Origin of the sequence: Azospira sp. APE16, from assembly GCF_047901315.1 — a bacterium.
GTDB lineage: Bacteria > Pseudomonadota > Gammaproteobacteria > Burkholderiales > Rhodocyclaceae > Azospira > Azospira oryzae.
Genome location: NZ_CP179682.1, coordinates 3559232 through 3580544, shown reverse-complemented (window position 1 = coordinate 3580544; position 21313 = coordinate 3559232). Strand labels below are relative to the sequence as shown.

Annotated in this window: 19 protein-coding genes; 12 read left to right on the top strand and 7 right to left on the bottom strand. The window is 65.8% G+C overall.

The window, feature by feature from the left end:
• Positions 1 to 108: 108 nt before the first annotated feature.
• Positions 109 to 3966 carry a PAS domain S-box protein gene (locus ACLSSQ_RS17030; RefSeq protein ID WP_416243334.1) on the bottom strand — a complete coding sequence of 1286 codons (3858 nt, stop codon included), beginning with the start codon at positions 3964 to 3966 and terminating at the stop codon, positions 109 to 111.
• A gap of 141 nt (positions 3967 to 4107) precedes the next feature.
• Between ACLSSQ_RS17030 and ACLSSQ_RS17025 the strand changes: the two genes are divergently transcribed.
• Positions 4108 to 5211: an ABC transporter substrate-binding protein gene (locus ACLSSQ_RS17025; protein WP_416243333.1), complete on the top strand. Its 1104-nt coding sequence runs from the start codon at positions 4108 to 4110 to the stop codon at positions 5209 to 5211.
• Positions 5212 to 5217: 6 nt separating this feature from the next.
• Here ACLSSQ_RS17025 and ACLSSQ_RS17020 read toward each other — a convergent pair whose 3' ends face one another.
• The gene (locus ACLSSQ_RS17020; RefSeq protein ID WP_416243332.1) at positions 5218 to 8598 is read right to left on the bottom strand and encodes an EAL domain-containing protein; all 3381 of its coding nucleotides are present in this window, start codon (positions 8596 to 8598) and stop codon (positions 5218 to 5220) included.
• A 135-nt stretch (positions 8599 to 8733) separates the two neighbouring features.
• Positions 8734 to 9903, bottom strand: coding sequence for an ABC transporter substrate-binding protein (locus tag ACLSSQ_RS17015; RefSeq protein ID WP_416243331.1), 1170 nt, complete (start codon positions 9901 to 9903; stop codon positions 8734 to 8736).
• An 87-nt stretch (positions 9904 to 9990) separates the two neighbouring features.
• Here ACLSSQ_RS17015 and thiS point away from each other — a divergent pair, with 87 nt between their 5' ends.
• The 11 genes from thiS to ACLSSQ_RS16960 all read left to right on the top strand — a co-directional run bounded on the left by thiS (position 9991) and on the right by ACLSSQ_RS16960 (position 17031).
• Positions 9991 to 10200 carry a sulfur carrier protein ThiS gene (thiS, locus tag ACLSSQ_RS17010; protein ID WP_014236118.1) on the top strand — a complete coding sequence of 70 codons (210 nt, stop codon included), beginning with the start codon at positions 9991 to 9993 and terminating at the stop codon, positions 10198 to 10200.
• A gap of 69 nt (positions 10201 to 10269) precedes the next feature.
• On the top strand, positions 10270 to 11055 hold the full coding sequence (locus ACLSSQ_RS17005; protein ID WP_014236119.1) for a thiazole synthase: 786 nt from the start codon (positions 10270 to 10272) through the stop codon (positions 11053 to 11055).
• A gap of 2 nt (positions 11056 to 11057) precedes the next feature.
• On the top strand, positions 11058 to 12317 hold the full coding sequence (locus ACLSSQ_RS17000; RefSeq protein WP_416243330.1) for a hypothetical protein: 1260 nt from the start codon (positions 11058 to 11060) through the stop codon (positions 12315 to 12317).
• A 17-nt stretch (positions 12318 to 12334) separates the two neighbouring features.
• Positions 12335 to 13090 carry a tRNA (guanosine(46)-N7)-methyltransferase TrmB gene (gene trmB / locus ACLSSQ_RS16995; RefSeq protein WP_232058795.1) on the top strand — a complete coding sequence of 252 codons (756 nt, stop codon included), beginning with the start codon at positions 12335 to 12337 and terminating at the stop codon, positions 13088 to 13090.
• Between the two features lie 485 nt (positions 13091 to 13575).
• Complete coding sequence (locus tag ACLSSQ_RS16990; RefSeq protein ID WP_416243329.1) at positions 13576 to 13842, top strand: hypothetical protein; 267 nt, start codon at positions 13576 to 13578, stop codon at positions 13840 to 13842.
• 78 nt (positions 13843 to 13920) lie between these two features.
• Positions 13921 to 14358 (top strand): hypothetical protein, encoded by a 438-nt coding sequence (locus tag ACLSSQ_RS16985; protein ID WP_416243328.1) that lies wholly within the window; start codon positions 13921 to 13923, stop codon positions 14356 to 14358.
• A gap of 139 nt (positions 14359 to 14497) precedes the next feature.
• Entirely contained in the window at positions 14498 to 14935 is a 438-nt protein-coding gene (locus ACLSSQ_RS16980) for a hypothetical protein (RefSeq protein WP_416243327.1), read from the top strand.
• 79 nt (positions 14936 to 15014) lie between these two features.
• Positions 15015 to 15326, top strand: a complete 312-nt coding sequence (locus ACLSSQ_RS16975; protein ID WP_416243326.1) for a hypothetical protein — start codon at positions 15015 to 15017, stop codon at positions 15324 to 15326.
• 120 nt (positions 15327 to 15446) lie between these two features.
• A complete protein-coding gene (locus ACLSSQ_RS16970; RefSeq protein WP_416243325.1) occupies positions 15447 to 15791 on the top strand; it encodes a hypothetical protein in 345 nt (114 codons plus the stop codon).
• Positions 15792 to 15983: 192 nt separating this feature from the next.
• Positions 15984 to 16448, top strand: coding sequence for a hypothetical protein (locus tag ACLSSQ_RS16965; RefSeq protein WP_416243324.1), 465 nt, complete (start codon positions 15984 to 15986; stop codon positions 16446 to 16448).
• A gap of 70 nt (positions 16449 to 16518) precedes the next feature.
• On the top strand, positions 16519 to 17031 hold the full coding sequence (locus ACLSSQ_RS16960; protein ID WP_416243323.1) for a hypothetical protein: 513 nt from the start codon (positions 16519 to 16521) through the stop codon (positions 17029 to 17031).
• An 86-nt stretch (positions 17032 to 17117) separates the two neighbouring features.
• Here ACLSSQ_RS16960 and ACLSSQ_RS16955 read toward each other — a convergent pair whose 3' ends face one another.
• The 4 genes from ACLSSQ_RS16955 to ftsY form a co-directional block, all read right to left on the bottom strand.
• Positions 17118 to 18452: an FAD-dependent oxidoreductase gene (locus ACLSSQ_RS16955; protein ID WP_416243322.1), complete on the bottom strand. Its 1335-nt coding sequence runs from the start codon at positions 18450 to 18452 to the stop codon at positions 17118 to 17120.
• A 208-nt stretch (positions 18453 to 18660) separates the two neighbouring features.
• Positions 18661 to 19566 carry a permease-like cell division protein FtsX gene (ftsX, locus tag ACLSSQ_RS16950; RefSeq protein WP_014236126.1) on the bottom strand — a complete coding sequence of 302 codons (906 nt, stop codon included), beginning with the start codon at positions 19564 to 19566 and terminating at the stop codon, positions 18661 to 18663.
• Entirely contained in the window at positions 19563 to 20243 is a 681-nt protein-coding gene (locus ACLSSQ_RS16945) for a cell division ATP-binding protein FtsE (protein ID WP_014236127.1), read from the bottom strand. Before ACLSSQ_RS16945 ends, ftsX begins: the two co-directional genes overlap by 4 nt.
• Before the next feature lie 12 nt (positions 20244 to 20255).
• The gene (gene ftsY / locus ACLSSQ_RS16940) at positions 20256 to 21260 is read right to left on the bottom strand and encodes a signal recognition particle-docking protein FtsY (protein WP_416243321.1); all 1005 of its coding nucleotides are present in this window, start codon (positions 21258 to 21260) and stop codon (positions 20256 to 20258) included.
• Positions 21261 to 21313: the final 53 nt, after the last annotated feature.

Below are 21313 nucleotides of genomic sequence, written 5' to 3'. Positions count from 1 at the left end.
CGGGAAAGACGGTTGCTGAAACGGTTGCCGAAGGCAGAATCTTAGATCATCCGGGCCGTTTCGGGGCGTTGCGACAACTTCCTTTACATGTTTTGGCGCCGGGGCCGCCTAGCCTGCGCCGGCCGGCTGGACCGCCTCCCGGGTGGCCGCCTCGAGCAGGCTCAGGGCCCGGTCGAAATCGAAGTACTCGATGGCCTGGTCGATCTGGGGGCCCCAGGCGCCGAGCAGGGGCAGCAGCAGGTGTGCGGACTGCTGCCAGAGCAGGCTGGCCTGCATGTCGTCCCCGGCCAGCAGCGTGTGCAGCCGGTTGAGCCGCTGGGCCTGCTCCCCGTTGGCGCCGTTGCCGGGCGTCGGCTCCGCCGTCGGGGTGCGGGCCGGCAGCCAGCGCAGCAGGGCCTGGTAGAGCACCTCGGGGACCACCGGCTTGGCCACAAAGTCGTTCATGCCGGCTTCCAGGCAACGCGCCCGGTCTTCGGCGAAGGCGCCGGCGGTCATGGCCAGGATGGGCAGGTCGGCGCAGCCGGGCAGTTCCCGGATGGCCCGGGTGGCCTGCAGGCCGTCCAGGTGGGGCATGTTCACATCCATCAGCACCAGGTCGAAGCCGCCGGACTGGGCCAGACTCACCGCCTGGTGCCCGTCCTCGGCCACGCTGACGGCCAGGCCGGCATCGTGCAGCAGGTCCTGGGCCACCTCCTGGTTGAGGGCGTTGTCTTCCGCCAGGAGGATGCGGCAGCCGCCGTGGCGGGCGCGCAGGCGGGCCGGCAGTTCCTGCTCCGCAGTTGCGGCGGTGGTGCCGGCCGCGGTGTCCGCCACCTCCAGGCGCAGGCTGATCCAGAAGACGCTGCCCTGGCCCGGCGTGCTGTCCACCCCGATGTCGCCGCCCATGAGCCGGATGAGGCGCTTGCTGATGGCCAGGCCCAGGCCCGTGCCGCCGTACTTGCGGGTGGTGGAGTTGTCGGCCTGCTCGAAGGCCTGGAACAGGGCGGCCTGCTGCTCCGGGGCGATGCCGATGCCCTGGTCCGCCACCTCCAGGCGCAGCTCCACCTGGCTCTGGCTGCGGCTGAGCAGGCGGGCGCCCAGGGTGATGTGGCCCTGGTCGGAGAACTTCACCGCATTGCTGAGGAAATTCACCAGGATCTGCTGCAGGCGCATGGCGTCGCCCCGCAGGATGGGGGGCAGGGCCGGGTCGATGTGTCGCTCCAGGCGCAGGCCCTTGGCTTCCAGCTGGGGCCGCAGCAGGTTTTCCGCATTGTCGAAGAGGCGAGCCAGGGGGAAGTCATGCACGTCCAGATGCAGCTTCTCGGCCTCGATCTTGGACAGGTCCAGGATGTCGTTGATGATGTTGAGCAGATGGGTGGCGGCACCGTGGATCTTGTCCACCCGCTCCCGGGCCCGGGCGTCGCCCACCTCCCGCCCCAGCAGGTGGGAGAGGCCGAGGATGGCGTTCATGGGGGTGCGGATCTCGTGGCTCATGTTGGCCAGGAAGGCGCTCTTGGCCCGGCTGGCGCTCTCCGCCTCGTCCCGGGCTTCGGCCAGCTCCATGGTGCGGGCGTGCACCAGCTCCTCCAGGTGGTGGCGGTGCTGTTCCAGTTCCTGCTCCAGGCGCAGGCGGAAGGTGATGTCCCGGTGCAGGCACAGCACATAGGCCTGGCCTTCCCACTCGACACGGCTGGCGCTCACTTCGACGTTGAAGGTGCGGCCGTCCTTGTGGCGGTGCACGGTCTGGAAGAACTCGCCGCCCTTGCTCAGGGCCCGCAGCATGGCGGTGATCTGTTCCCGGGGAATCGCCGCGTCCCAGTCCCACACGTGGAGCCGTTCCATTTCCTCCGGCGTGTAGCCGAGCATGGCCGCCATGGCCGGATTGGCTTCGGCCACGGCGCCGTCCTCGGTGAGCAGCACCAGGCCGTCCCGGCTGTGCTCGAACAGGGCCCGGCGCATGGAAACCTCGCTGGCCATGGCCCGGGCCTGCTCCTTGCGCTCGGTGATGTCGCGCCAGACGGAGGCGCAGCCGAGGCGCCCGTCCATCTCCACCCGCCGGTTGCTGACCCAGAAGTCCCGCACCTGGCCGTCCTTGCGCCGCAGGCGGGTTTCCGTGCTGTGCTGGCCGTCCCGGATGACGGCGGCCAGGGCCTGGCGGACCTGCTGCGGGTCCATCTCCGCCTCCAGGTCGGCGATGGAGAGTCCGGCCAGTTCCTCCCGGGTGTAGCCCAGGCTGGCGCAGGTCATGTCGTTGAATTCGATGAAGCGGCCGCTCTCGGCGTCGATCAGGCAGATGCTCTCCGGCGCCTGGGCGGCGATGGCGCTGAAAATGTCCTCCCGCTCGCGCAGGGCGCTGCGGGTCTGCAGGCGGCCGATGGCATCGCCGAGGCGCTGGGCGATGCTTTCCTGCAGGGTCCGCTCCTCCGGCAGCAGGGCCGTGTCGTGCTCGCCGTCGGGCTGGCACAGCACCGTCAGGGTGCCCTGGTCGCCTCCCGGGGTGCGGAAGGTGACCCGGTGGCCGCCGGTTGCGGCCGGGTGGCCCGGGGTGGCGTAACGGACACCGCCGAACTCGATGCAGGCGAAGGTCTGCCGGGGCCAGCGCCAGCCCGGCGGAATGAGGCCCACCACCCGTTCCAGGATTTCCCCCAGGCCCAGGGCCGGGTCTTCCGTGACCCGGGATATTTCGTAGAGGCAGGCCAGTTCCTGCATGCGTTTGCGCAGCACCCATTCGGTATGGGCCCGGGCCTTCTCCTTGGCATCCAGGGCATCGAGCAGGGCGTCGAAATGGCCGGCCAGCTGGCCGATCTCATCCTCTTCCTCCATGCGCCCGACCCGGGCCAGGGTGTGGCCCTGGCCGAAGTCGGTCATGGCGTCGCGGATGCGCTGCAGGCGGTCGGTGAGGCGGCGGGATTTCTTCAGGAAGACATAGGTGAGCAGCAGCATGCTCAGGCCCAGCACCAGCGAAATGCCGCCCAGGAGCAGGTGCTTCTCGTTCTGGTAGTAGGTTTCCGGAAAGCCGGAGTAGATCATGCCGATGCGCCGCCCCTCGCCGTCGAGCAGGGCCTGGTAGCCGGCGATCTGCCAGCTGTCCACCACCCGGGCCCGCCGCACCCAGGTGCCGCCTTCTTCCAGCACCGCCTGATTGACCTCGGCACTGGCCCGGGTGCCCAGGGCCCGCTGGCCGTTGGCCAGCTGCACGTTGGTGGCGACGCGGATGTCGTCGAGGAACAGGGTGGCGGTGCCGCTGTCGCCGCCCGGCAGGGTGCCCACCGGGAAAACCACCTCCCGGATGTTGTCGATCAGGGCCAGGTTGTTGTTGAGCAGGATGCCGCCGAAGAGGATGGCATCTCCGTAATCGCCGCTGAGGGGCAGGTGGGCGGCGGCGTTGATGAGCAGGCCCCGGGTTTCCACCTCGTTCGCCGCCGCTCCGGCCAGTTGCACCCGGGCCCGGGCGGGGAAGGCGGAACCGAGGCGGGCCAGCTGCTCCGCATCGAAGCGCTCGTAGGCCGACACCGGCAGGCCGGTCAGCACCTGGCGCACGACGAAGGAGCGGGGCAGGCGGGTGCCGGGCACGGCGTCGGTGCTGGCGGCGATGATCTGGCCGTCCTCGGTGGCGACGATGAGATAGTCCAGGCCCGCCGATTCGGCCCACACGTCGAGCACCTTGCCCAGGGTCGGGTCGTTGCCGCGGTGGGCCTTGAGCAACTGGGGCAGGCGTTCGGAGAGGGCCTGCTGCAGCACCTGCTGGCCGGAGCGGTTGCGGATCTGTTCCAGGTAGTTGCGGGTGCTCACCAGATGGGCGTGGGCATTGGCTTCCAGCAGCTCGTCGAAACGCTGGCCGCCCACCACCAGCACGGCCATGACCACCGGCAGGGTGACGAGCATGGGCACCAAGCCCAGCACCACCAGGCGGATGTGCAGGGAGCGGCGCCAGGCCCGCTGCCAACGGGAAAGGAAGTGTGAAAGGAAGTGTAGGTGCAAGGCCATGATGGGCACCGGGGCGACGGCCGGGCGGCTGCCGGGGTTAGGTGAATGATCTGCCGTCTATTATCTTAGTATTATCAGAATCTTTCGGCGACCATGGGTGGAATTAGTGCATGGTCCCAACCACCAAAGCGGAGCTTTCCCATGCGCAAGCCCCTGGCTGCCCTGATCCTCCTCGGTACCCTGCTGCTGGCCGCCTGCGGCGAGCCGGAGCCGGTGCGCATCGGCTTTCTCGGTGGTCTTTCCGACCGCAACACGGATGTGGGGGATGCCGGGCGCAACGGCGTCATCCTGGCGGTCGAGCAGTGGAACCGGGAGGGCGGCATCCAGGGCCGCCCCATCGAGCTGATTGCCCGGGACGATGCCCAGAAGGCCGACACTGCTGCCCGGGCGGCGGCGGAGCTGGGCCAGGCGCGGGTGGAGGCGGTGATCGGCCCCTTCACCTCGGCCATGGCGGCAGCGGCCTTGCCGGTGCTGGCCCGCAGCGACACCCAGCTGATCAGTCCGACCCTCAGCGCCATGGCCTTTTACGCCAAGGACGACAACCTGGTGCGCATCAACCGCAGCACCCGGGACAATGCCGGCGACTACGCCCGCATGCTTTACCAGCGGGGCCAGCGCCGCGTCGCCGTGGCCTACGACACCCGCAACCGGGTCTTTTCCGAATCCTGGCTGGAGGAGTTCCGCCGCGCCTTCACTAGCGGCGGCGGCGCCATCGTCGCCGAAGCGGCCTACGACTCCCAGCCCGACACGGATTTCGCCCAGGTGGTGCGGCGCCTGCTCAGGAACGACCCGGACGGCCTGCTCTATATCGCCGGCGCCATCGATGTGGCCCGCCTGGCCCAGCAGTCGCGCCGGCAGGCGCCCCGGCTGCCCATTGCCGCCTCGGAATGGGCGGCGTCGGAGCAGCTGACCGAACTGGGGGGCTCCCTGGTGGAAGGGCTGCTGATCCTGCAGAACTACAACCGCTATGACGAATCCCCCCGCTACGTGGCCTTCCGCGACGCCTTTGCCCAGCGCTTCCAGCGCCTGCCGGGCTACAGCGCGGTGGCGGCCTACGATGCGGCGACGGTGCTGTTCACCGCCCTCAGCCGGCGCCAGCGGGGCGACAGCGTCAAGGCGGCGGTGCTCAAGTACGGCCCCTACCAGGGTCTGCAGCAGCAGATCAGTTTCGACGCCTTTGGCGACACCACGCGGCAGGCCTTTTTCACCGAGATCCAGCAGGGGCGCTTCGTCCTGGTGCGCTGATCCCCTTCAGGCGCGGCGTTGCTGCATCCAGGCGGTGAAGTCCGCCGCCGGCATGGGCCGGCCGAACAGGTAGCCCTGGCCCTGGTCGCAGCCGGCGCCGCGCAGGAATTCCAGCTGCTCCTGGGTCTCGATGCCTTCGGCGGTGATGTGGAATCCCAGGGAGTGGCCGAGGGCGATGATGGCGCGGGCGATGGCCACGTCGTTGGCGTTGTGGGGCAGGTCGGCGACGAAGGCCCGGTCGATCTTCAGGTGGTTGATGGGCAGCACCTTGAGATAGGCCAGGGAGGAATAGCCGGTGCCGAAGTCGTCCACCGCCGTGGTCACCCCCAGGGTCTGGATGTCGCACAGCACCTGCCGGGCATGGTTCGGGCTTTCCATGATCAGGCTTTCGGTCACTTCCACCTCCAGGGCCGTGGCCGGCAGACCGTGCTTTTCCAGGGCCTGGCGCAGGGTCGCCGCATAGTCGCTGCGCTCGATCTGCAGGGCTGCCACATTGACGGCGATGCGCCCGGCCAGCAGGCCCCGGTCCGCCCACTGGCGGGCCTGGCGGCAGACCTGGTCGAGCACCAGGTCGCCGATGGGCACGATCAGTCCGGTGCGTTCGGCCAGGGGGATGAACTCGGCCGGCGACACCAGGCCCCGGGCCGGGTCGCGCCAGCGCAGCAGGGCCTCGGCGCCGCACAGGCTGCCGTCGGCCAGTTCCAGCTTGGGCTGGTACCAGACTTCGAACTCGCCCTCTTCCAGGGCCCGGCGCAGGGAGCGTTCCTGGGTCAGCCGTTCCTGGGCGCGGCGGGTCATGTCGGCCTGGTAGAAGCGGTAGCTGTTGCGGCCCCCTTCCTTGGCCCCGTACATGGCGGTGTCGGCATTGCGCACCAGGGCTTCCGGCGTGTCGCCGTCGAGGGGGGAGATGGCGATGCCGATGCTGGTGGTGACCAGGGCGGCGGTGCCGTCCAGGTCGAAGGGTTCCTGCAGGGCCTGCAGCAGCTTCTTCACCACACTGATGGCGTCGGTACCCTGGGCCAGGTTGTTGAGGATGATGGCGAACTCGTCGCCCCCCAAGCGGGACACCGTGTCCTCGACCCGCACGCATTCCTTGAAGCGGTGGGCCGCCTGCTGCAGCAGCAGGTCGCCGATGGGGTGGCCCAGGCTATCGTTTACCGTCTTGAAGCCGTCCAGGTCCAGCAGCAGCACCGCCAGTTCCTGGCCGTAGCGCTGGGCCCGCTCCAGGGCGTGCTGCAGGCGGTCGTGGAAGAGGGTGCGGTTGGGCAGGCCGGTGAGGGGGTCGAAATGGGCCAGCCGCTCCAGTTCGTCCTGGGAATGCTTGATGGCGGAAATGTCGGAGAAGACGCCGACGTAATTGACCGGCTTGCCCTCCTGGTCGAGCACGGCATTGATGGTCAGCCACTCGGGGAAGAGGGCGCCGTTCTTGCGCCGGTTCCAGATCTCGCCGCGCCAGATGCCTGTGCTGGCCAGGGTCTCCCACATCAGGCGGTAGAACTCCGGTTCCTGGCGGTCCGAACGCAGCAGGCTGGGCAGCTGGCCCAGGGCTTCGGCGGCGGTGTAGCCGGTGATGTCGGTGAAGGCCTTGTTCACCGAGAGGATGACGCCCCGGGCGTCGGTGATCATGACCCCGTCGGCGGTGTTCTCCATGACCACTCCGGCCAGGCGCAGCTGTTCCGTGGTCTGCTTGATTTCCGTGATATCGGTGGAAATGCCGAGGACGCCCCGCAGGCTGCCGTCCGGCCCCGGTAGGGGGCATTTGGTGGTGAGGTAGGTGCGTTGCACGCCGCCGTCGAAGGCCTGCTCTTCGAAGCGCATGGGTTGGCCGGACTGCATCACCAGTTCGTCGTTGTGCCGGTGCTGCACGGCCAGGGCGGGGGAGATGAAGCTCTCCCGCAGCTGTCCTTCCACGGCGGCGCGGGGGCGGCCGATGACCTTCTCGAAGAGGCGGTTGCCCAGGCGCAGGCGGCCCTCCGTGTCGAACATGTAGATCAGGGAGGGGGCATGGTCCACGATGGCGCCGAGCAGGCTGCGCTGCCGCTCCAGTTCCGCCTCGGCCTGCTTGCGCTCGGAGATGTCGCGCACCACGGCATGGAGCACCGGCAACTCGTTGAGCTGCATGGCGCTGAGGGTCACTTCCGCCGGGAACAGGCTGCCGTCGCAGCGCTGGTGGGTCCATTCGAAGCGGTGCAGGCCCCGGGCCACGGCGATTTCCATCATGGCCTTGGCCTTCTCCGCCGAGGTCTGGCCGTCGGGCTGCCGGGCCGGCGACAGGTCGATGGGGGAAATGCCCCGGAACTGGGAAAAATCCTTGAAGCCGAACATCTCCAGGGCCGCCGCATTGGCCTCGGAGAAGCAGCCCTGGCGGACGATCCAGGTGGGGTCGGGGGAATGCTCGAAGAGGGTGCGGAAGCGCCCCTCGCTCTGGGCCAGGGAGGCCTGGATTTCCTTGCGCTCGGCGATTTCCCGGGACAGTTCCGCATTGCGCTCGCGGATGAAGCTGTTGCGCCCCATCAGCTGGGCGACGAAATAGAGCAGCAGCAGGGTGTTGGCCAGGGCCACCAGGAACAGGGGCGAGTGCAGCAGATTGGTGCTGGGCCAGCCCGCCTTGGGCAGGCCCGCCAGCTGCCAGGTGCCGCCGGGTACGCTGACGTTCATCAGCACTGGTTGCTGGGCGAATACCGCACTGTCGCCCCAGATCATGCCGCCGTCGGCGCCTTCTCCGTCTTTGCCGCGTAGGGCCAGGTTGAGGGGGCTTTCCCGGCCGATGCCGCCGACGCTGAGCAGGCGGTCCACGTCGGCCACTATGGAGGCCACGCCCCAGTAGCGGCTGCCGCCGGCCTTGTCGGTGATGAACACCGGCCGCCGGTGGATCAGGGCGTGGTCGCCCTGGACCAGATCCACCGGGCCGGCCAGGAGGGGGCCGCCCAGTTCCCGGGCACGGCGCACCGTGGCGAACTGCTCCGGCCGGGTGCTGTAGGCGAAGCCCAGGGCCCGCTCGTTGCCGGCCAGGGGATAGACCTGGCGGATGACGTCATCCGGTGCCAGGGCGATGTTGCGGATGTGGGGTACGGCGGCGATGGCCTGGGAGGCCATGCCGGCGAAGCGCTCGGGGGAGATGCTGCCGTCGTGGCGCAGCAGGTGCACGATGCCTTCAGTGATGCTGAAGGTGGCCATGATCTGGCCTTCCAGCCGGGCCCGCACGGCGGCCAGTTCGGCGGTGGCCTGGGTGCGGGCCTCGCTGGTGCGGCGGTCCACCTCCAGTTGGCCGAGGAGCAGGGCCAGGATGCTGCCCACCAGCAGCACTGCCGCCAGCAGGGCATAGCTGCCCGCTCCCAGCAGGCGAAAGGAGGCGCCGAACGCCGCGCCCGTCTTCACTTTCGCCATTGACTATCCCTTCCACCCTGGTTGATGCCCGACTGGGCCCGATGCTGGGTTTATAGCGCTGATTACACAGGCAATATATGACTTTCGTCACATATAAGCCCATTTACCCCGGCCCCCCGGGAATACCCCAGGTCTCTAGTGCAGGGGTACCCAGCGGCCGTTCTGTACCGTCATCATCAGCCGGGCCCGCTGGTCCATGCCGTTATGGTTGGCCGGGGTCATGTTGAAGACGCCCTGGGCGCCCACCACTTCCTTCGACTGTTCCAGGGCGTCGCGCAGGGCGCTGCGGAACTCCGCCGTGCCCGGATGGCCCTTCTTCAGGGCCAGGGGAATGGCCTTCTGCAGCAGCAGGCCCGCATCGTAGGTATTGGCGCCGAAGGTGGACATGGTGCCGGCGCCGTAGCGGCCCTCGTAGGCCCGGATGTAGCCCTGGGCCACGGCCTTGATCGGGTTGCCGTCCTTGAGACCATCTGCCACCAGCAGGGGACCGCCGGCCATCAGAGTGCCTTCCACGGCCTTGCCGCCCAGCTTGATGAAGTCGTTGGTGGCGACGCCGTGGGTCTGGTAGAGCCGGCCCTTGTAGCCCTTCTCCAGCAGGGTGGCCTGGGGCAGCACGGCGGGGCCGCCGGTGGCGGCGATGAAAATGGCGTCCGGTTTGGCGCTGATGAGTTTCAAGGCCTGGCCGATCACCGACTGGTCGGTGCGCACGAAGCGCTCGCTGGCCACCAGACGGATGCCCGCCTTCTCCGCCAGGGCGGCAAAGACCTTGTGCCAGTTCTCGCCGTAGGGGTCGTTGAAGCCGATGAAACCCACGCTCCTGACGCCGCTGGCCTGCATGTGGGCAATCACCGCCTCGGCGATGAGGTCGTCGTTCTGGGTGGTCTTGAACACCCACTTCTTCTTCTCGTCCATGGGCTGGACGATGGCCGAGGAACCCACGGTGGTGACCAGGGGCGTTTTCGCTTCGGCGACGAAATCGAGCATGGCCAGGGCGGCGGGGCTGGTGGTGGGGCCGATCAGGGCATCCACCTTGTGTTCGCCGATCAGCTTCTTCACCGCGGTGACCGCATTGGTGGGGTCGGAGGCGTCGTCGAGGACGATGTATTCCACCTTCTGCCCGCCGATTTCCGCCGGCAGCAGGGCCACGCTGTTCTTCTGGGGAATGCCCACCTGGGCGGTGACGCCGGTGGAGGAGGCGATGACGCCGATCCTCACCTGGGCCAGGGCCGGGCCGGCGATCAGGGATAGGGCGGCCAGGAGGGCGGCCGGCAAGCGGCGGAACGGGGCGGGGCGACGGGCTTTCATGGCGGGCAGGTCCGGGCAAATGGGGTGGCAGGACCGATTATAGCGGTGCCGGAGGCGGCCGCCGGCCATGGTAAAATCCGCCCCCTTATGGAACTGCACATCAACGGCGAAACCCGCCAATTTCCCGATCGCGACGCCGCCTTCACCGTGGCCGCCCTGGTGGCGGAACTGGGCCTGGCCGGCAAGCGCATCGCCGTGGAGCGCAACGGCGACATTGTGCCCCGCAGCCAGCACGGCGAGACCGCCCTGGCCGGCGGCGACCGCATCGAGATCGTCGTCGCCGTCGGCGGCGGCTAAGCCCGCCGCGCCGCCGGCGCTGCCCGCCGTCCTCCTTCGCCCAACCCCTTCCCGCCTGGAACCGAGCCCATGGAACAACTGACCATCGCTGGCAAGACCTACCGCTCCCGCCTCATCGTCGGCACCGGCAAGTACAAGGATTTCGCCGAGACCCGCCAGGCCATCGATGCCTCCGGCGCCGAAATGGTGACCGTGGCCATCCGCCGCACCAACATCGGCCAGGACCCGAACCAGCCCAACCTGCTGGATGCCCTGCCCCCCAGCCAGTTCACCATCCTGCCCAACACCGCCGGCTGCTATACCGCCGACGAAGCCGTGCGTACCCTGCGTCTGGCCCGGGAGCTGCTGGACGGCCACGCCCTGGTCAAGCTGGAAGTGCTGGGCGATCCCACCACCCTGTTCCCCAACATGCCGGAAACCCTCAAGGCCGCCGAAGTGCTGGTCAAGGAAGGCTTCCAGGTCATGGTGTACTGCGCCGACGACCCCATCCAGGCCAAGATGCTGGAAGAGATCGGCTGTGCCGCGGTGATGCCCCTGGCCTCCCTCATCGGCTCCGGCATGGGCATCCTCAATCCCTGGAACCTGCGCCTCATCATCGACAACGCCAAGGTGCCGGTGATCGTGGATGCCGGCGTGGGCACCGCCTCCGACGCCGCCATCGCCATGGAGCTGGGCTGCGACGGGGTGCTGATGAACACCGCCATCGCCCACGCCGGCAATCCGGTGCTCATGGCCAGCGCCATGAACAAGGCGGTGCAGGCCGGGCGCGAGGCCTTCCTCGCCGGCCGCATGCCGCGCAAGCTCTACTCCGCCGACCCCAGCTCCCCCACCACTGGGCTCATCGGCAAGAACTGAACATGGCCGCCGCTACCGTCCGTCCCCGCCTCGCGGCGCTCTCCCTGGCCCTGCTGCTGGCCCTGCCGGCCGCCCGGGCCGAGGAAGGCAGCAGCATTCTCATGCCGCCGCCGGACCCCAACCAGCCTTCCCTGCTGGAGCTGCTGCAGCGGGTGTTCACCCCGAGCGAGGATGGCGGCCTGGATGCGGCCAACCCCTGGACCACGCCCCGGGGCGTGGTGATCCCGCCACGCCCGGTGCAGAAGGTGACACCGGCGGAGGAAGAGGCTGCCGCCGCGCCGCCGCCCGCCCTGCCGGAAGCCGCTGCCGGCGAGGAGGCCGTGGCTCAGCCCCTGGGCGAGCCGGACTTCAGGGAGCAGCCCCTGGCACCGCTGCCGGCTCCGGCCGCCAGCGCGCCGTCGGCCGTTCCCACGGCGCCCGTAGCGGCGCCGGAAGACACAGCCAAGGCCGCTGCCGAGGCCGCCGCCCCGGCGACTCCGGCCGCCCCCGTCGTGGCTGCCCCGGCGGTGCCCCGCTTCCGCCCGGAGCGCCAGGGCTATGCCTTCGGCCATCCCCGCATCCTGGCCCAGCAAACCCTGTTCGGCCTTTCCCACGGCATTTCCCTGCTGGCCCGGGCCTGTTCCCTGCTGCCGGAAGAGGGCGAACTGGCCCGGGAAGCCTACGGCGCCTGGGAAGCCAGGAACCGGGTGCGCATCGAGCAGGCCGAATACGAGCTGGCCCGCTACTACTTCACGCCGCCGGCCGAGGAAGTGCGGCGCCTGGACCTGATCCAGGCCCTGCAGCTGAAGAGCGACCTGGGCCTGTCCACCGATGGTCCCGAACTGAAGGCCGCCTGCGCCACCTTGCCCGAAGCCCTGGCCAAGCCCCGCTACGACCTGGAAGCCCAATGGCTGCTCAAGGGCGATGTGGAGCGCCTGCGCCGGGCCACGGAAACCCGGGAACTGGTGAGCCAGTGCCGCCAGCAGACCGCCCCCGAGGCCGTGGAACGGCTCGACGCCGCCCTCGCCGCCTGGGAACAGGCCAACGCCGCCAGCGAAGCCGAGGCCCGGCAGCGCCTGGTGGCCGACATGGCCAGCCTGCCGGACCCCAAGCAGCCGGACCAGCCCGCCGACGGCGAAGCCCTGATGAAGACCTGGCAGGACGAGCTGCGCCGCGGTGTCGGCCGCCGTCTCGCCTACGGCGCCGCCGAGGCCTGCCCCGGCCTGGCCGATGCCCTGCCGGGCAAGGTCCACGCCCTGAACCACGCATTTGACGCTGAATGATCCACTGAAGGATGACCATGCAAGACCCGCAACGTGACGCCATCGACGGCGCTGACCTCCCGGCCGACTCCGCCGCGGACCAGGACAATCCCCTGGCCCAGCGCCACATCCGCAGCTTCGTCCTGCGCCAGGGCCGGGTCTCCAGCGCCCAGCTGCGCTATCTGGACGACATGATGCCGAAGATCGGCATCGAGCATCGTCCCCAGCTTCTCGACTTCGCCGCCACCTTCGGCCGCGAGGCCCCCACCGTGTTCGAGATCGGCTTCGGCATGGGCGAGACCTCGGCCAAGATCGCCGCCGTGCGCCCCGACACCAACTTCATCGAAGTGGAAGTGCACACCCCCGGCGTCGGCAGCCTGTGCAAGCTGGTGGCCGAAGGCAACCTCGGCAACATCCGCATCATCCAGCACGATGCCGTGGAAGTGCTGCGGGACATGATCCCCGAGAACTCCCTGGCCGGCGCCCACATCTACTTCCCCGACCCCTGGCCGAAGAAGCGCCACCACAAGCGTCGCCTGGTGCAGCCGCCCCTGATCGCCCTGCTCGCCTCCCGCCTGGCCCCCGGCGGCTACCTGCACTGCGCCACCGACTGGGAGGAATACGCCGTGCAGATGCTGGAAGTCCTCTCCGCCGAACCCCTTCTCGAAAACACCGTGGACAACAGCCACGGCGGCTTCGCCCCCCGCCCCGACTACCGCCCCCTGACCAAGTTCGAACAGCGCGGCATCCGTCTCGGTCATGGCGTGTGGGATGTGATCTTCCGCAGGAAGTAAGCCCGTTCTTCTCCGCCTGCCGGTCCTCGGCAGGCGGGAGCTGCACCACGTGACGACGTGCCTGGGCAAACCCCGTTTTGGCAGTGTCGCCGTCTCCTTCTCGCTCCCCTAGTCCTCCTCTCAGCATTTCTCCTCGTGCTCGTCTATTAGACGCAGCCGCCTGTCAGGCGGCGAAACGGGGCAGTCACGCCCCGATTTTCCACATGGTCTCTTCTGTATCTGTTCCAGGAGTGAGATCACCGATCTGGTGCTGCCTATCGGCGGTGGTAATGGGGAGCATGGGCGGCTTGGGGAAAGACCGGAGCATGACGTATGATTTTGTCGTCAGGAATGTCCGGTTTGTACGTGAGGAGAATTATGCGAATAAGTAATAAGGGAATGGAGTGCCGCATGGTTATTGGCTTTCCGCCTGTCCGGTATTCCAGCTTATTGGACACCCCGACGTTTTATTGGACGTACTTGTCGTCTACTACTAGTTAGAGAACATGACCACCACCGATTGGCTCATCCTCGCCCCAATCCTGCCGCTGAGCCCAGTGTTGGCAACTTGGTTTCTGCCCTGGGAACGCTGGTTACCTTGGAGCAACGTTCCAAAATTGGTTTCCGGGCCATATCTGTTTTACGGGGCATTTGTTGCCCATTGGTTCAAGGCTCCGGGTTGGGCTGTACTTGTTGTTTTCTTATGTGGGTTCTTGGTGTGCGTTTCCGGTCTGAAAGCCTATTTTGAGCATCGAGCGAAAAATATTCTCTAACATCCCGGTCAAGGCGCAGCCTACGGCTGCTAGGACGTCCCGCAAGCGGGCCGCCCCTTACCTTGAACGTTGGGCGTCATGAGAAATTTCGAAGTGCTACCACTCAAGGGTGTGGGCGAAGTCCGGTTTGGATCGTCACGCGAGGAAGTCATTCGTTTGCTTGGTCCATGGTCGTCCAGCGCCAAGAGGACTCCGCAGGCCGTTCATCCAAGTGATGGCTGGTTCAACAACGGATTGCAGGTCTATTACTCCGGTCAACAACCTTCCGCTGAGTACATCGAGTTGTCGTGTGGCTGCGGCCTTGAGGCAATCTGTTTTGGTTTGCCGGTGTTTTCTACACCTGCTTCAAAACTTATTGCACTTCTTCAGGACCATGCTCCGTTTGACACCACTGACCCGGAATTGGGTTTTAGCTACGTAGTCCCTTCGCTGGAACTGAGTCTTTGGCGTCCTGCAATCGAAGGGCAGTTCTTCTCCACCATCGGTGTCGGCACAAATGGCTACTATTCCCGGTAGCGTGACACCCAACAATTCCGTCAACCGGACCGCCAAAAAGCTGCGCTTTTTGGCGTCCGGTTACGTCCAACGTTCGACATGCTAGATAACCATAGTGTCTTTGTTGGGTTTAAAGCGCGTACCACCACAAGGAGTGACAATGTCAGCGATTGTTCCAGATGAAGTTACGGCTGGGTTGGTTGCCTTTCTTGACCATCAGGCATTACTTTCAGACAACCGAATTCGCTCGACAACACCACAGACCAAACCACGTCCTGGTCCATTCGTGTGCTTCCGTGTTGATAATGGTGAATCATGGTGGGCTCCAGTAACTACCCAACCAGCAACTGCCAAGAAAAGAAAGCGCCTTCTTCTGAAGTCCGAATGGAGAACAGGAACCCATCCCCAATGGCTAAATGTTGATCAGTACTTAAATGATGGTGCCAATATTTACGTTGGGCCTACCGACGCATTTTGTGCTGCGTCTGGGCAGGAAATATCAAATAGAAATACACGGTCACGACTAACCATCGATGGGGTTAACTCAGTAAATGCAGAGGTAGAGCGCCAACAGGCACGGCGCATTCAGCAGGTATAAAGATGTCGAACAAGACGCTCAAGCGGGACAAGCCAAATGCTGCGCATTTGACTTGTCCCTTAGCTCCACGTTATGAGTCATGACTGAATCCGAAGCGCTTTCCAAAATTGAATGGGCAGCAAAGTCGATGCCAAGCCCTTCCGAGGGGTGGCTTGAGTCGATTTCAATTCAACTTCAATACTGTGCTGACTTGCTTCAGGGCAAAGTCGGTTCTGAAAGGGTTGAAGAAATAAATATGGGTTACATGGCAGTCCGCGAATTCGATGGTTATGAGAAGGGAACCAAGGAATACGATCTAACTGAAGTCATCTGCGAAATTGACAGTTACATTAAGAACCGCTTCTTTAGCTATGCTCAGAAAGTGCGTCATGGTCTCCACAAACGCTCATAACGCCCAGCTCAATTCGCTCCGCCCAACCGTGGTGACTCATAACATTCCGGTCAAAGTCGCTCCCTCCGGTCGCTGGACGTCCCGCAAGCGGGCCGCCCTTTACCTGCAACGTTATGCGTCATGACTGAAAACACCTCAGCACACTGGGAACCGTACTTCGACGAAACGGAGGCAAAAGCCATTATTGGCAAACACCTTCTAGTCGGGGTCACACATAAAAATCACAACGACGAGGTTACCGGCCTTGAGCAATTTCACGGCGTAATCATCCGAGCCGGCCGAGAGGAAGGAATCATTGTTCGTTTAAGCGGCTCCGGCGAAGAACGGTGGGTTCCCCCCGATCTTTCGCGCCTCGAACCAGCCGCGCCAGGTCAATACAAACTCAAAGGTTCCGGCGAGATCGTCACAGACCCCGATCTGCTTTCCATGTGGACAGTCTATCCACCAAAGAACTCCGCTCAATGAGTAACCCGACGCATAACATCCCAGTCAAACCGCGCCTTGCAGGCGCTTGGATGTGCCGCAAGCGGCACGCCATTTACTTTGAACGTTATGCCTCTTAAGCGAATCGCCGACAGTTTCCGTACCTGGAAAAGCCGCCGTAGGTTGAGGCGATATGGCCTGCGCCCAGCGACGGAACATGACCTTGACTTCATCATGGAAGAGGTTGTAAAGGGCGCTAAACGGGGGCACTACGCCGCATCACTCATGGACCCAAATCAGGCCCGTGGATTTCGAGTCCAACTGCGGAATGTTATTCACAATTCCGTAATGGTTCGTTGGTCAGATCGTGGAGTTGAAGAAATTAGCGCCAAACTCTGGGTATATGGCTGCGATGGAGACGATCAAGTTGGTTACCTGCTTGTCTCAGAAAAAGTTGCGGGTAGTTTCGCCACCGATATCGAGCTGTACAAAGCCGGGGTAAGAGCAGATCGCAGGACAGAAGGTCACGGAAGAAGAATAGTTCAACTATTCACGGCCTTCTCACCAAAGAGCGTGAAGCTCTACGCCCGCTGTTTCGCTCCATCCGAAGGCATGTTTCATTTGCTCAAGGAAGTCGGCTTTACCCATTTCAACACCACAGCAGGTGGCACCAGAGAGCTTCAGCTATCAGAGGCATAACCCTGCGGTCAACACGGACGCTGCACGATAAAGCCGCGCAGCGCCGGTTAGCTTCCACGTTAGCCATCACATGATCGAGCACGCCGACTCTCTCGCTCGAAAGGTTGGTCGCATTGACGCGGCGCTCTTCTTCGCCATCTGGTCATGCGTTGGGCTTCTGTCAGCTACTCATCCCTGGGGCTCGCTTCCTGCCATTGTTTTCCTGCTCGTTCCCGCGTCTGCTCTCGTTGGCTGGCGCGGTGCAGTTTCTGCTCGGCTCATCCTGGCGGGTACCGCTTCGCTTCGGCGCGCGGTGATTGACGGTTTCTCTTGGGGCGCTGCCTTTGTGTTCGTCGTTTGGCTTTGGGGCAACGCCAGTTCAGCGTTTGCTGCGGGTGGGGTGTTGGATGGCCTGTATCCGCTTCAGTCAGAGTTTTGGTTTGCCGTTGCTGTCACGCTTGTGCCTGCACTCTGCATCGGCAGCGTTCTCGGCGCGCTGCATGGTGCTACGCTCTTCTATCTTAACCGTTGGCTCGTGAGGGCTAACCCTGCGGTCAACCGGGCCTGCGCGAAAAGCCGCGCAGGCCGTTCGCTTCCACGTTAGAGTGCTCAACTGGAACACGCCCAAAGTCTCCAACAAAAAAGGCGCGGATATCCGCGCCTTTTTTGTTGCTGCGAACATGCTGAGCGTCAGCCCCGGTCCAGGAAATCCTCCGCCATGCCTTCGAACCAGACGAAGTCTTCCTTGGCCAGGTTGACGTCGTGCTCGTGGTATTCCTTCACCGTCTGCACGATCTTGCCCTCGGCGTTGAACTTGTACTGGAAGTCCACCAGGATGGCCTCGATGGGGTTGCCGTTGACGAACATGTAGCACAGGTTGTCCGGCAGCAGCTTGTCGAAGTCCTTGCCCTGCATGCGGTTCACGATCTGGCGGGCGGCGATGCGGCCCAGGCGGTTGGCCACGTGGCCGCTCTTGGGGTACCAGCCGAACAGTTCCGAGGCCTTGCCCACGGCGTCGCCGATGATCCACACATTGGGGTCCTTGGCGCTGTGCAGGCCCACGTTGTGCTGGTCGGCCCAGCCGGTGGCCTGGCCCTTGTCGTCCTGGCCGATGAGGTCGGCCATCCATACCAGGTCGCCGGCCCGGTGAGGCGCCATGAGGATGGCGTCCTCGAACTTGAAGTCGCCGGCGGCGGTCTTCACCTGCTTGTTGTAGGGGTCCACCTCCTTCACCGTGGCGTTGGGCACGTACAGCACCTGGTCCTTGTACAGCTCGTCGAAGGCCTGCTTGAAGCCGATGCCGATGGGGGCGGGGGCGGGCTTGGGGTCCAGTAGGACGATACGGCCGGGAATCTTGTGCTGCTTCAGGTGCCAGGCCATCATGCACACCCGCTCGTAGGGGGAGGGCGGGCAGCGGTGGGGCGGGGGCGGCAGCACGGTGACGAAGTCGCCGCCCTTGAAGCTGTGCAGCTTCTTCTTCAGGGTGATGTGCTCGGCGCTGGGGATGTAGGCCGCCGGGTAGTTGGCCTTGGTGTAGTTGATGGTCTTGCGGTCGTCGCCGAACCAGGCTTCGTACTGGTAGCGGATGCCGGGGGCCAGCACCAGGTAGTCGTAGCCGATGGCGCCCTGGCCGGTGATGACCTTCTTCTTGTCCCGCTCGATGCCGACGATCTCGGACTGCAGGAACTGGTAGCCGAATTTCTTCGCCACGGTCAGGTAGTCGTGCACCAGCAGGTCGGTGCCGACGATGTCCACCAGCCACTTGTTGCTCATGGGACAGGACCAGAACACCGGGTTGCGTTCGATCAGCACCACTTCGACGGACGGGTCCAGCTTGCGCAGGTAGCGGGCCACGGTGAGGCCGCCCCAGCCGCCGCCGCAGACGACGACGCGCTTGCCCTTGGGCGGCGGCAGCAGTTCGGCGCCGAGGGAGGGCAACACCAGGTTGCCGGCATGGGCCCGGGAGACGACACCTGCGCCCAGGGCGCCGGCAGTCGCCAGGAAGTTACGACGGGAAAAGGACATGACAGACTCCCCAAAACAAAGCCGCCGCGATGGGGATGGCACCGCAGCTTAAAAGCGGCCTGGCCGCTGAAAAATGGTGGCGGTACACCGACCGCCGGGGCGGAGGATAGCCTCGGGGAGGCGGCGTCGCAATGGGGAGGGGAAAACGGGCTGGCCCGACGGCGGTCGAAGCGGGGAGGGCGGCCGGTGGCCGGCGCCCTCCCGCCTCTTACTTCGGTTCGATCTGCCGCAGGTAGAGGCCTACCGAGAGCTGGGCGCCGAGCCAGCCGAGGAGGGCGCCGACGCCGAGCAGCAGCAGGGAGTGGTCGAGGCCCAGGCCGTGCAGGCGGAAGGCGGTGGCGTAGAGGCTGGCCAGCTGGCTGACCGGCCCGGAGAGGACGGCCACGGCGGCGCTGACCAGGAGCATGGCGATGAGACCGCCGAGGATGCCCTGGAGGGCGCCGAAGTAGTAGTAGGGGCGGCGGATGAAACCGTCGGTGGCGCCGATCAGCTTGGCCACTTCGATTTCGTCGGCCTGGGCCAGGATTTGCAGGCGGATGGTGTTGAAGGTGACAGCCACCAGGGCGGCGGCGAAGGCGGCGGCCAGCAGCAGCACGGCCAGCCGGCCGAGGCGCAGGAAGGCGTCGAAACGCTTGATCCAGGCTGAATCCAGCTGCACGTGGGCCACCTTTGGCCAGGCCGAGAGGGTCTTGGCCAGGGCTTCCAGCTGTTCCGGCGCAGCGTTGCGCGGTTCCACGATGAAGGCGTCGGGCAGGGGATTGCGCGGCAGGCTGGCCACCAGTTCGGCCATGCCGGCGGTGCCCTGGAGGCGCTTCAGGGCGTCTTCCCGGGGCACGAAGACGATGCTGCCGGAGACCTCCTGGCGCAGGCGGGATTCCATCTCCGTGGCCTCCTTGCGGCTGGCCTCGGGGCTGAGGAAGACGCTGATCTGCTGGGTGCTGGCGACGCCGGCGGCGGCCTGGCGCAGGTTGTCCAGGACCACCACGCCGGCGGCGGGCAGAGTCAGGGCGATGCCGATCACCAGCAGGGACAGCACGGTGTTGAGGGGCGAGGCGGCAAGCCGCTGCCAGGCGCCCTGGAGGGCCGACAGGTGTTGGGTGAGCCAGGCGTTCATGCTTGTCCTTCCGGGCGTTCGCCGGGGGCCCGCACCTGGCCGTGTTCGACCCACAGGACCCGGGGATTCAGGTGGCGCACCCACTGGGTGTCGTGGGTGGCGAGGATGACGGTGACGCCGACCTGGTGGAAGGCCTTGAACAGCTCCATCACTTCGCCGGCGGAATCCGTGTCCAGGTTGGCCGTGGGCTCGTCGGCAAGGAGGATGGCGGGTCGGTTCACCACCGCCCGGGCGATGGCCAGGCGTTGTTGCTCGCCGCCAGAGAGGGCGATGGGATTGGCCTTCTCCCGTTCCAGCAGGCCCACCTTGTCCAGGGCCGCCCGGGCACGCTTGCCGGCTTCCTTGGGGGAGAGGCCGACGATGGCCAGGGGCAGCAGCACGTTGTCGAGCACGGTGCGGTCGAAGAGCAGCTTCTGGTCCTGGAAGACCAGGCCGAAGTTGCGCCGCACGTAGGGAATGGCGCTCTTGCGCAGGGCCGCCAGGTTCTGCCCGTTCACCACCACGCTGCCCGAGGTGGGGCGCTCGATGGCGGCGGCCAGCTTGCACAGGGTGGTCTTGCCGGCGCCGGAGTGGCCGGTGATGAAGACCAGCTCCCCCGCCTCGATGTCGAAACTCACACCCCGCAGGGCTTCGTAGCCGGTGGGGTAGCGCTTGTGTACCGCGGAGAAGGAGATCATGACGGTCCTGGTTTAGTCGCCGAAGAGGGCGTCCACGAAGTCCCGGGCGACGAAGGGGCGCAGGTCGTCGATGCCTTCGCCGACGCCGATGAAGCGCACCGGCTTGGGACACTGGCGGGCGATGGCGGCGATGACGCCGCCCTTGGCGGTGCCGTCCAGCTTGGTCAGCACCAGGCCGGTGACGTTGATGGACTTGTCGAAGGCCTTCACCTGGGCCAGGGCGTTCTGGCCGATGTTGGCATCCAGCACCAGCATCACCTCGTGGGGGCCGGTGGGGTCGGCCTTCTGGATCACCCGGCGCACCTTGGCGATCTCTTCCATGAGGTGCAGCTGGGTGGGCAGGCGGCCGGCGGTGTCAGCCAGCACCACGTCGATGCCCCGGGCCTTGGCGGCGGCGATGGCATCGAAGACCACGGCCGCCGGGTCGCCGGATTCCTGGGCGATGACCGTGACGTTGTTGCGCTCGCCCCAGGTCATCAGCTGTTCCCGGGCAGCGGCGCGGAAGGTGTCGCCGGCGGCCAGCAGCACGCTCTTGCCCTGGCCCTGGAAGTACTTGGCCAGCTTGCCGATGGAGGTGGTCTTGCCGGCGCCGTTGACCCCGGCAATCATGATCACGAAGGGCTTGTGGCTATCCACCTGCAGGGGCGCTTCCAGGGGCGCCAGCATCTGGGCCAGGGTGTCGGCCAGGGCCTGCTGGATGGCGGCGGCGCCTTCCAGCTTGTCCTGCTTGGCGCGGCGCTTCAGTTCGTCGAGCAGGTGCATGGTGGCGTCCATGCCCACGTCGCTGGTCAGCAACAGGGTCTCCAGTTCTTCCAGCAGTTCGTCGTCCACCTTGCCTCGGGCAAAGACGGACTTGAGCTTGCCGCCAAGCTGGGAGCGGGTGCGGGAGAGGCCGGCGAAAAGGCGCTCGCGCCAGGAGAGCGGCTTGTCCAGGGGCTCCGGCACCGGCGCCACGGCGGCTGCGGTGGCGGGCGTGGCGTCCTGGTCTTTGTCGGATTTTTTCAAGAAACCAAACATGCGGGGTTCCGTTCTAAGTTCGTTCCCGGGCTGTCAGGGCTGACAGGGGGAGG

What these genes read in the sequence shown, in the direction of transcription:
- ftsY (WP_416243321.1), bottom strand. Translation starts at nt 21,260, where the DNA reads ATGTTTGGTTTCTTGAAAAAATCCGACAAAGACCAGGACGCCACGCCC.
- ACLSSQ_RS16970 (WP_416243325.1), top strand. Translation starts at nt 15,447, where the DNA reads ATGACTGAAAACACCTCAGCACACTGGGAACCGTACTTCGACGAAACG.
- thiS (WP_014236118.1), top strand. Translation starts at nt 9,991, where the DNA reads ATGGAACTGCACATCAACGGCGAAACCCGCCAATTTCCCGATCGCGAC.
- trmB (WP_232058795.1), top strand. Translation starts at nt 12,335, where the DNA reads ATGCAAGACCCGCAACGTGACGCCATCGACGGCGCTGACCTCCCGGCC.
- ACLSSQ_RS16975 (WP_416243326.1), top strand. Translation starts at nt 15,015, where the DNA reads ATGACTGAATCCGAAGCGCTTTCCAAAATTGAATGGGCAGCAAAGTCG.
- ACLSSQ_RS17000 (WP_416243330.1), top strand. Translation starts at nt 11,058, where the DNA reads ATGGCCGCCGCTACCGTCCGTCCCCGCCTCGCGGCGCTCTCCCTGGCC.
- ACLSSQ_RS17020 (WP_416243332.1), bottom strand. Translation starts at nt 8,598, where the DNA reads ATGGCGAAAGTGAAGACGGGCGCGGCGTTCGGCGCCTCCTTTCGCCTG.
- ACLSSQ_RS17025 (WP_416243333.1), top strand. Translation starts at nt 4,108, where the DNA reads ATGCGCAAGCCCCTGGCTGCCCTGATCCTCCTCGGTACCCTGCTGCTG.
- ACLSSQ_RS16960 (WP_416243323.1), top strand. Translation starts at nt 16,519, where the DNA reads ATGATCGAGCACGCCGACTCTCTCGCTCGAAAGGTTGGTCGCATTGAC.
- ACLSSQ_RS17015 (WP_416243331.1), bottom strand. Translation starts at nt 9,903, where the DNA reads ATGAAAGCCCGTCGCCCCGCCCCGTTCCGCCGCTTGCCGGCCGCCCTC.
- ACLSSQ_RS16965 (WP_416243324.1), top strand. Translation starts at nt 15,984, where the DNA reads ATGGAAGAGGTTGTAAAGGGCGCTAAACGGGGGCACTACGCCGCATCA.
- ACLSSQ_RS16955 (WP_416243322.1), bottom strand. Translation starts at nt 18,452, where the DNA reads ATGTCCTTTTCCCGTCGTAACTTCCTGGCGACTGCCGGCGCCCTGGGC.
- ftsX (WP_014236126.1), bottom strand. Translation starts at nt 19,566, where the DNA reads ATGAACGCCTGGCTCACCCAACACCTGTCGGCCCTCCAGGGCGCCTGG.
- ACLSSQ_RS16985 (WP_416243328.1), top strand. Translation starts at nt 13,921, where the DNA reads ATGAGAAATTTCGAAGTGCTACCACTCAAGGGTGTGGGCGAAGTCCGG.
- ACLSSQ_RS16945 (WP_014236127.1), bottom strand. Translation starts at nt 20,243, where the DNA reads ATGATCTCCTTCTCCGCGGTACACAAGCGCTACCCCACCGGCTACGAA.
- ACLSSQ_RS17005 (WP_014236119.1), top strand. Translation starts at nt 10,270, where the DNA reads ATGGAACAACTGACCATCGCTGGCAAGACCTACCGCTCCCGCCTCATC.
- ACLSSQ_RS17030 (WP_416243334.1), bottom strand. Translation starts at nt 3,966, where the DNA reads ATGGCCTTGCACCTACACTTCCTTTCACACTTCCTTTCCCGTTGGCAG.
- ACLSSQ_RS16990 (WP_416243329.1), top strand. Translation starts at nt 13,576, where the DNA reads ATGACCACCACCGATTGGCTCATCCTCGCCCCAATCCTGCCGCTGAGC.
- ACLSSQ_RS16980 (WP_416243327.1), top strand. Translation starts at nt 14,498, where the DNA reads ATGTCAGCGATTGTTCCAGATGAAGTTACGGCTGGGTTGGTTGCCTTT.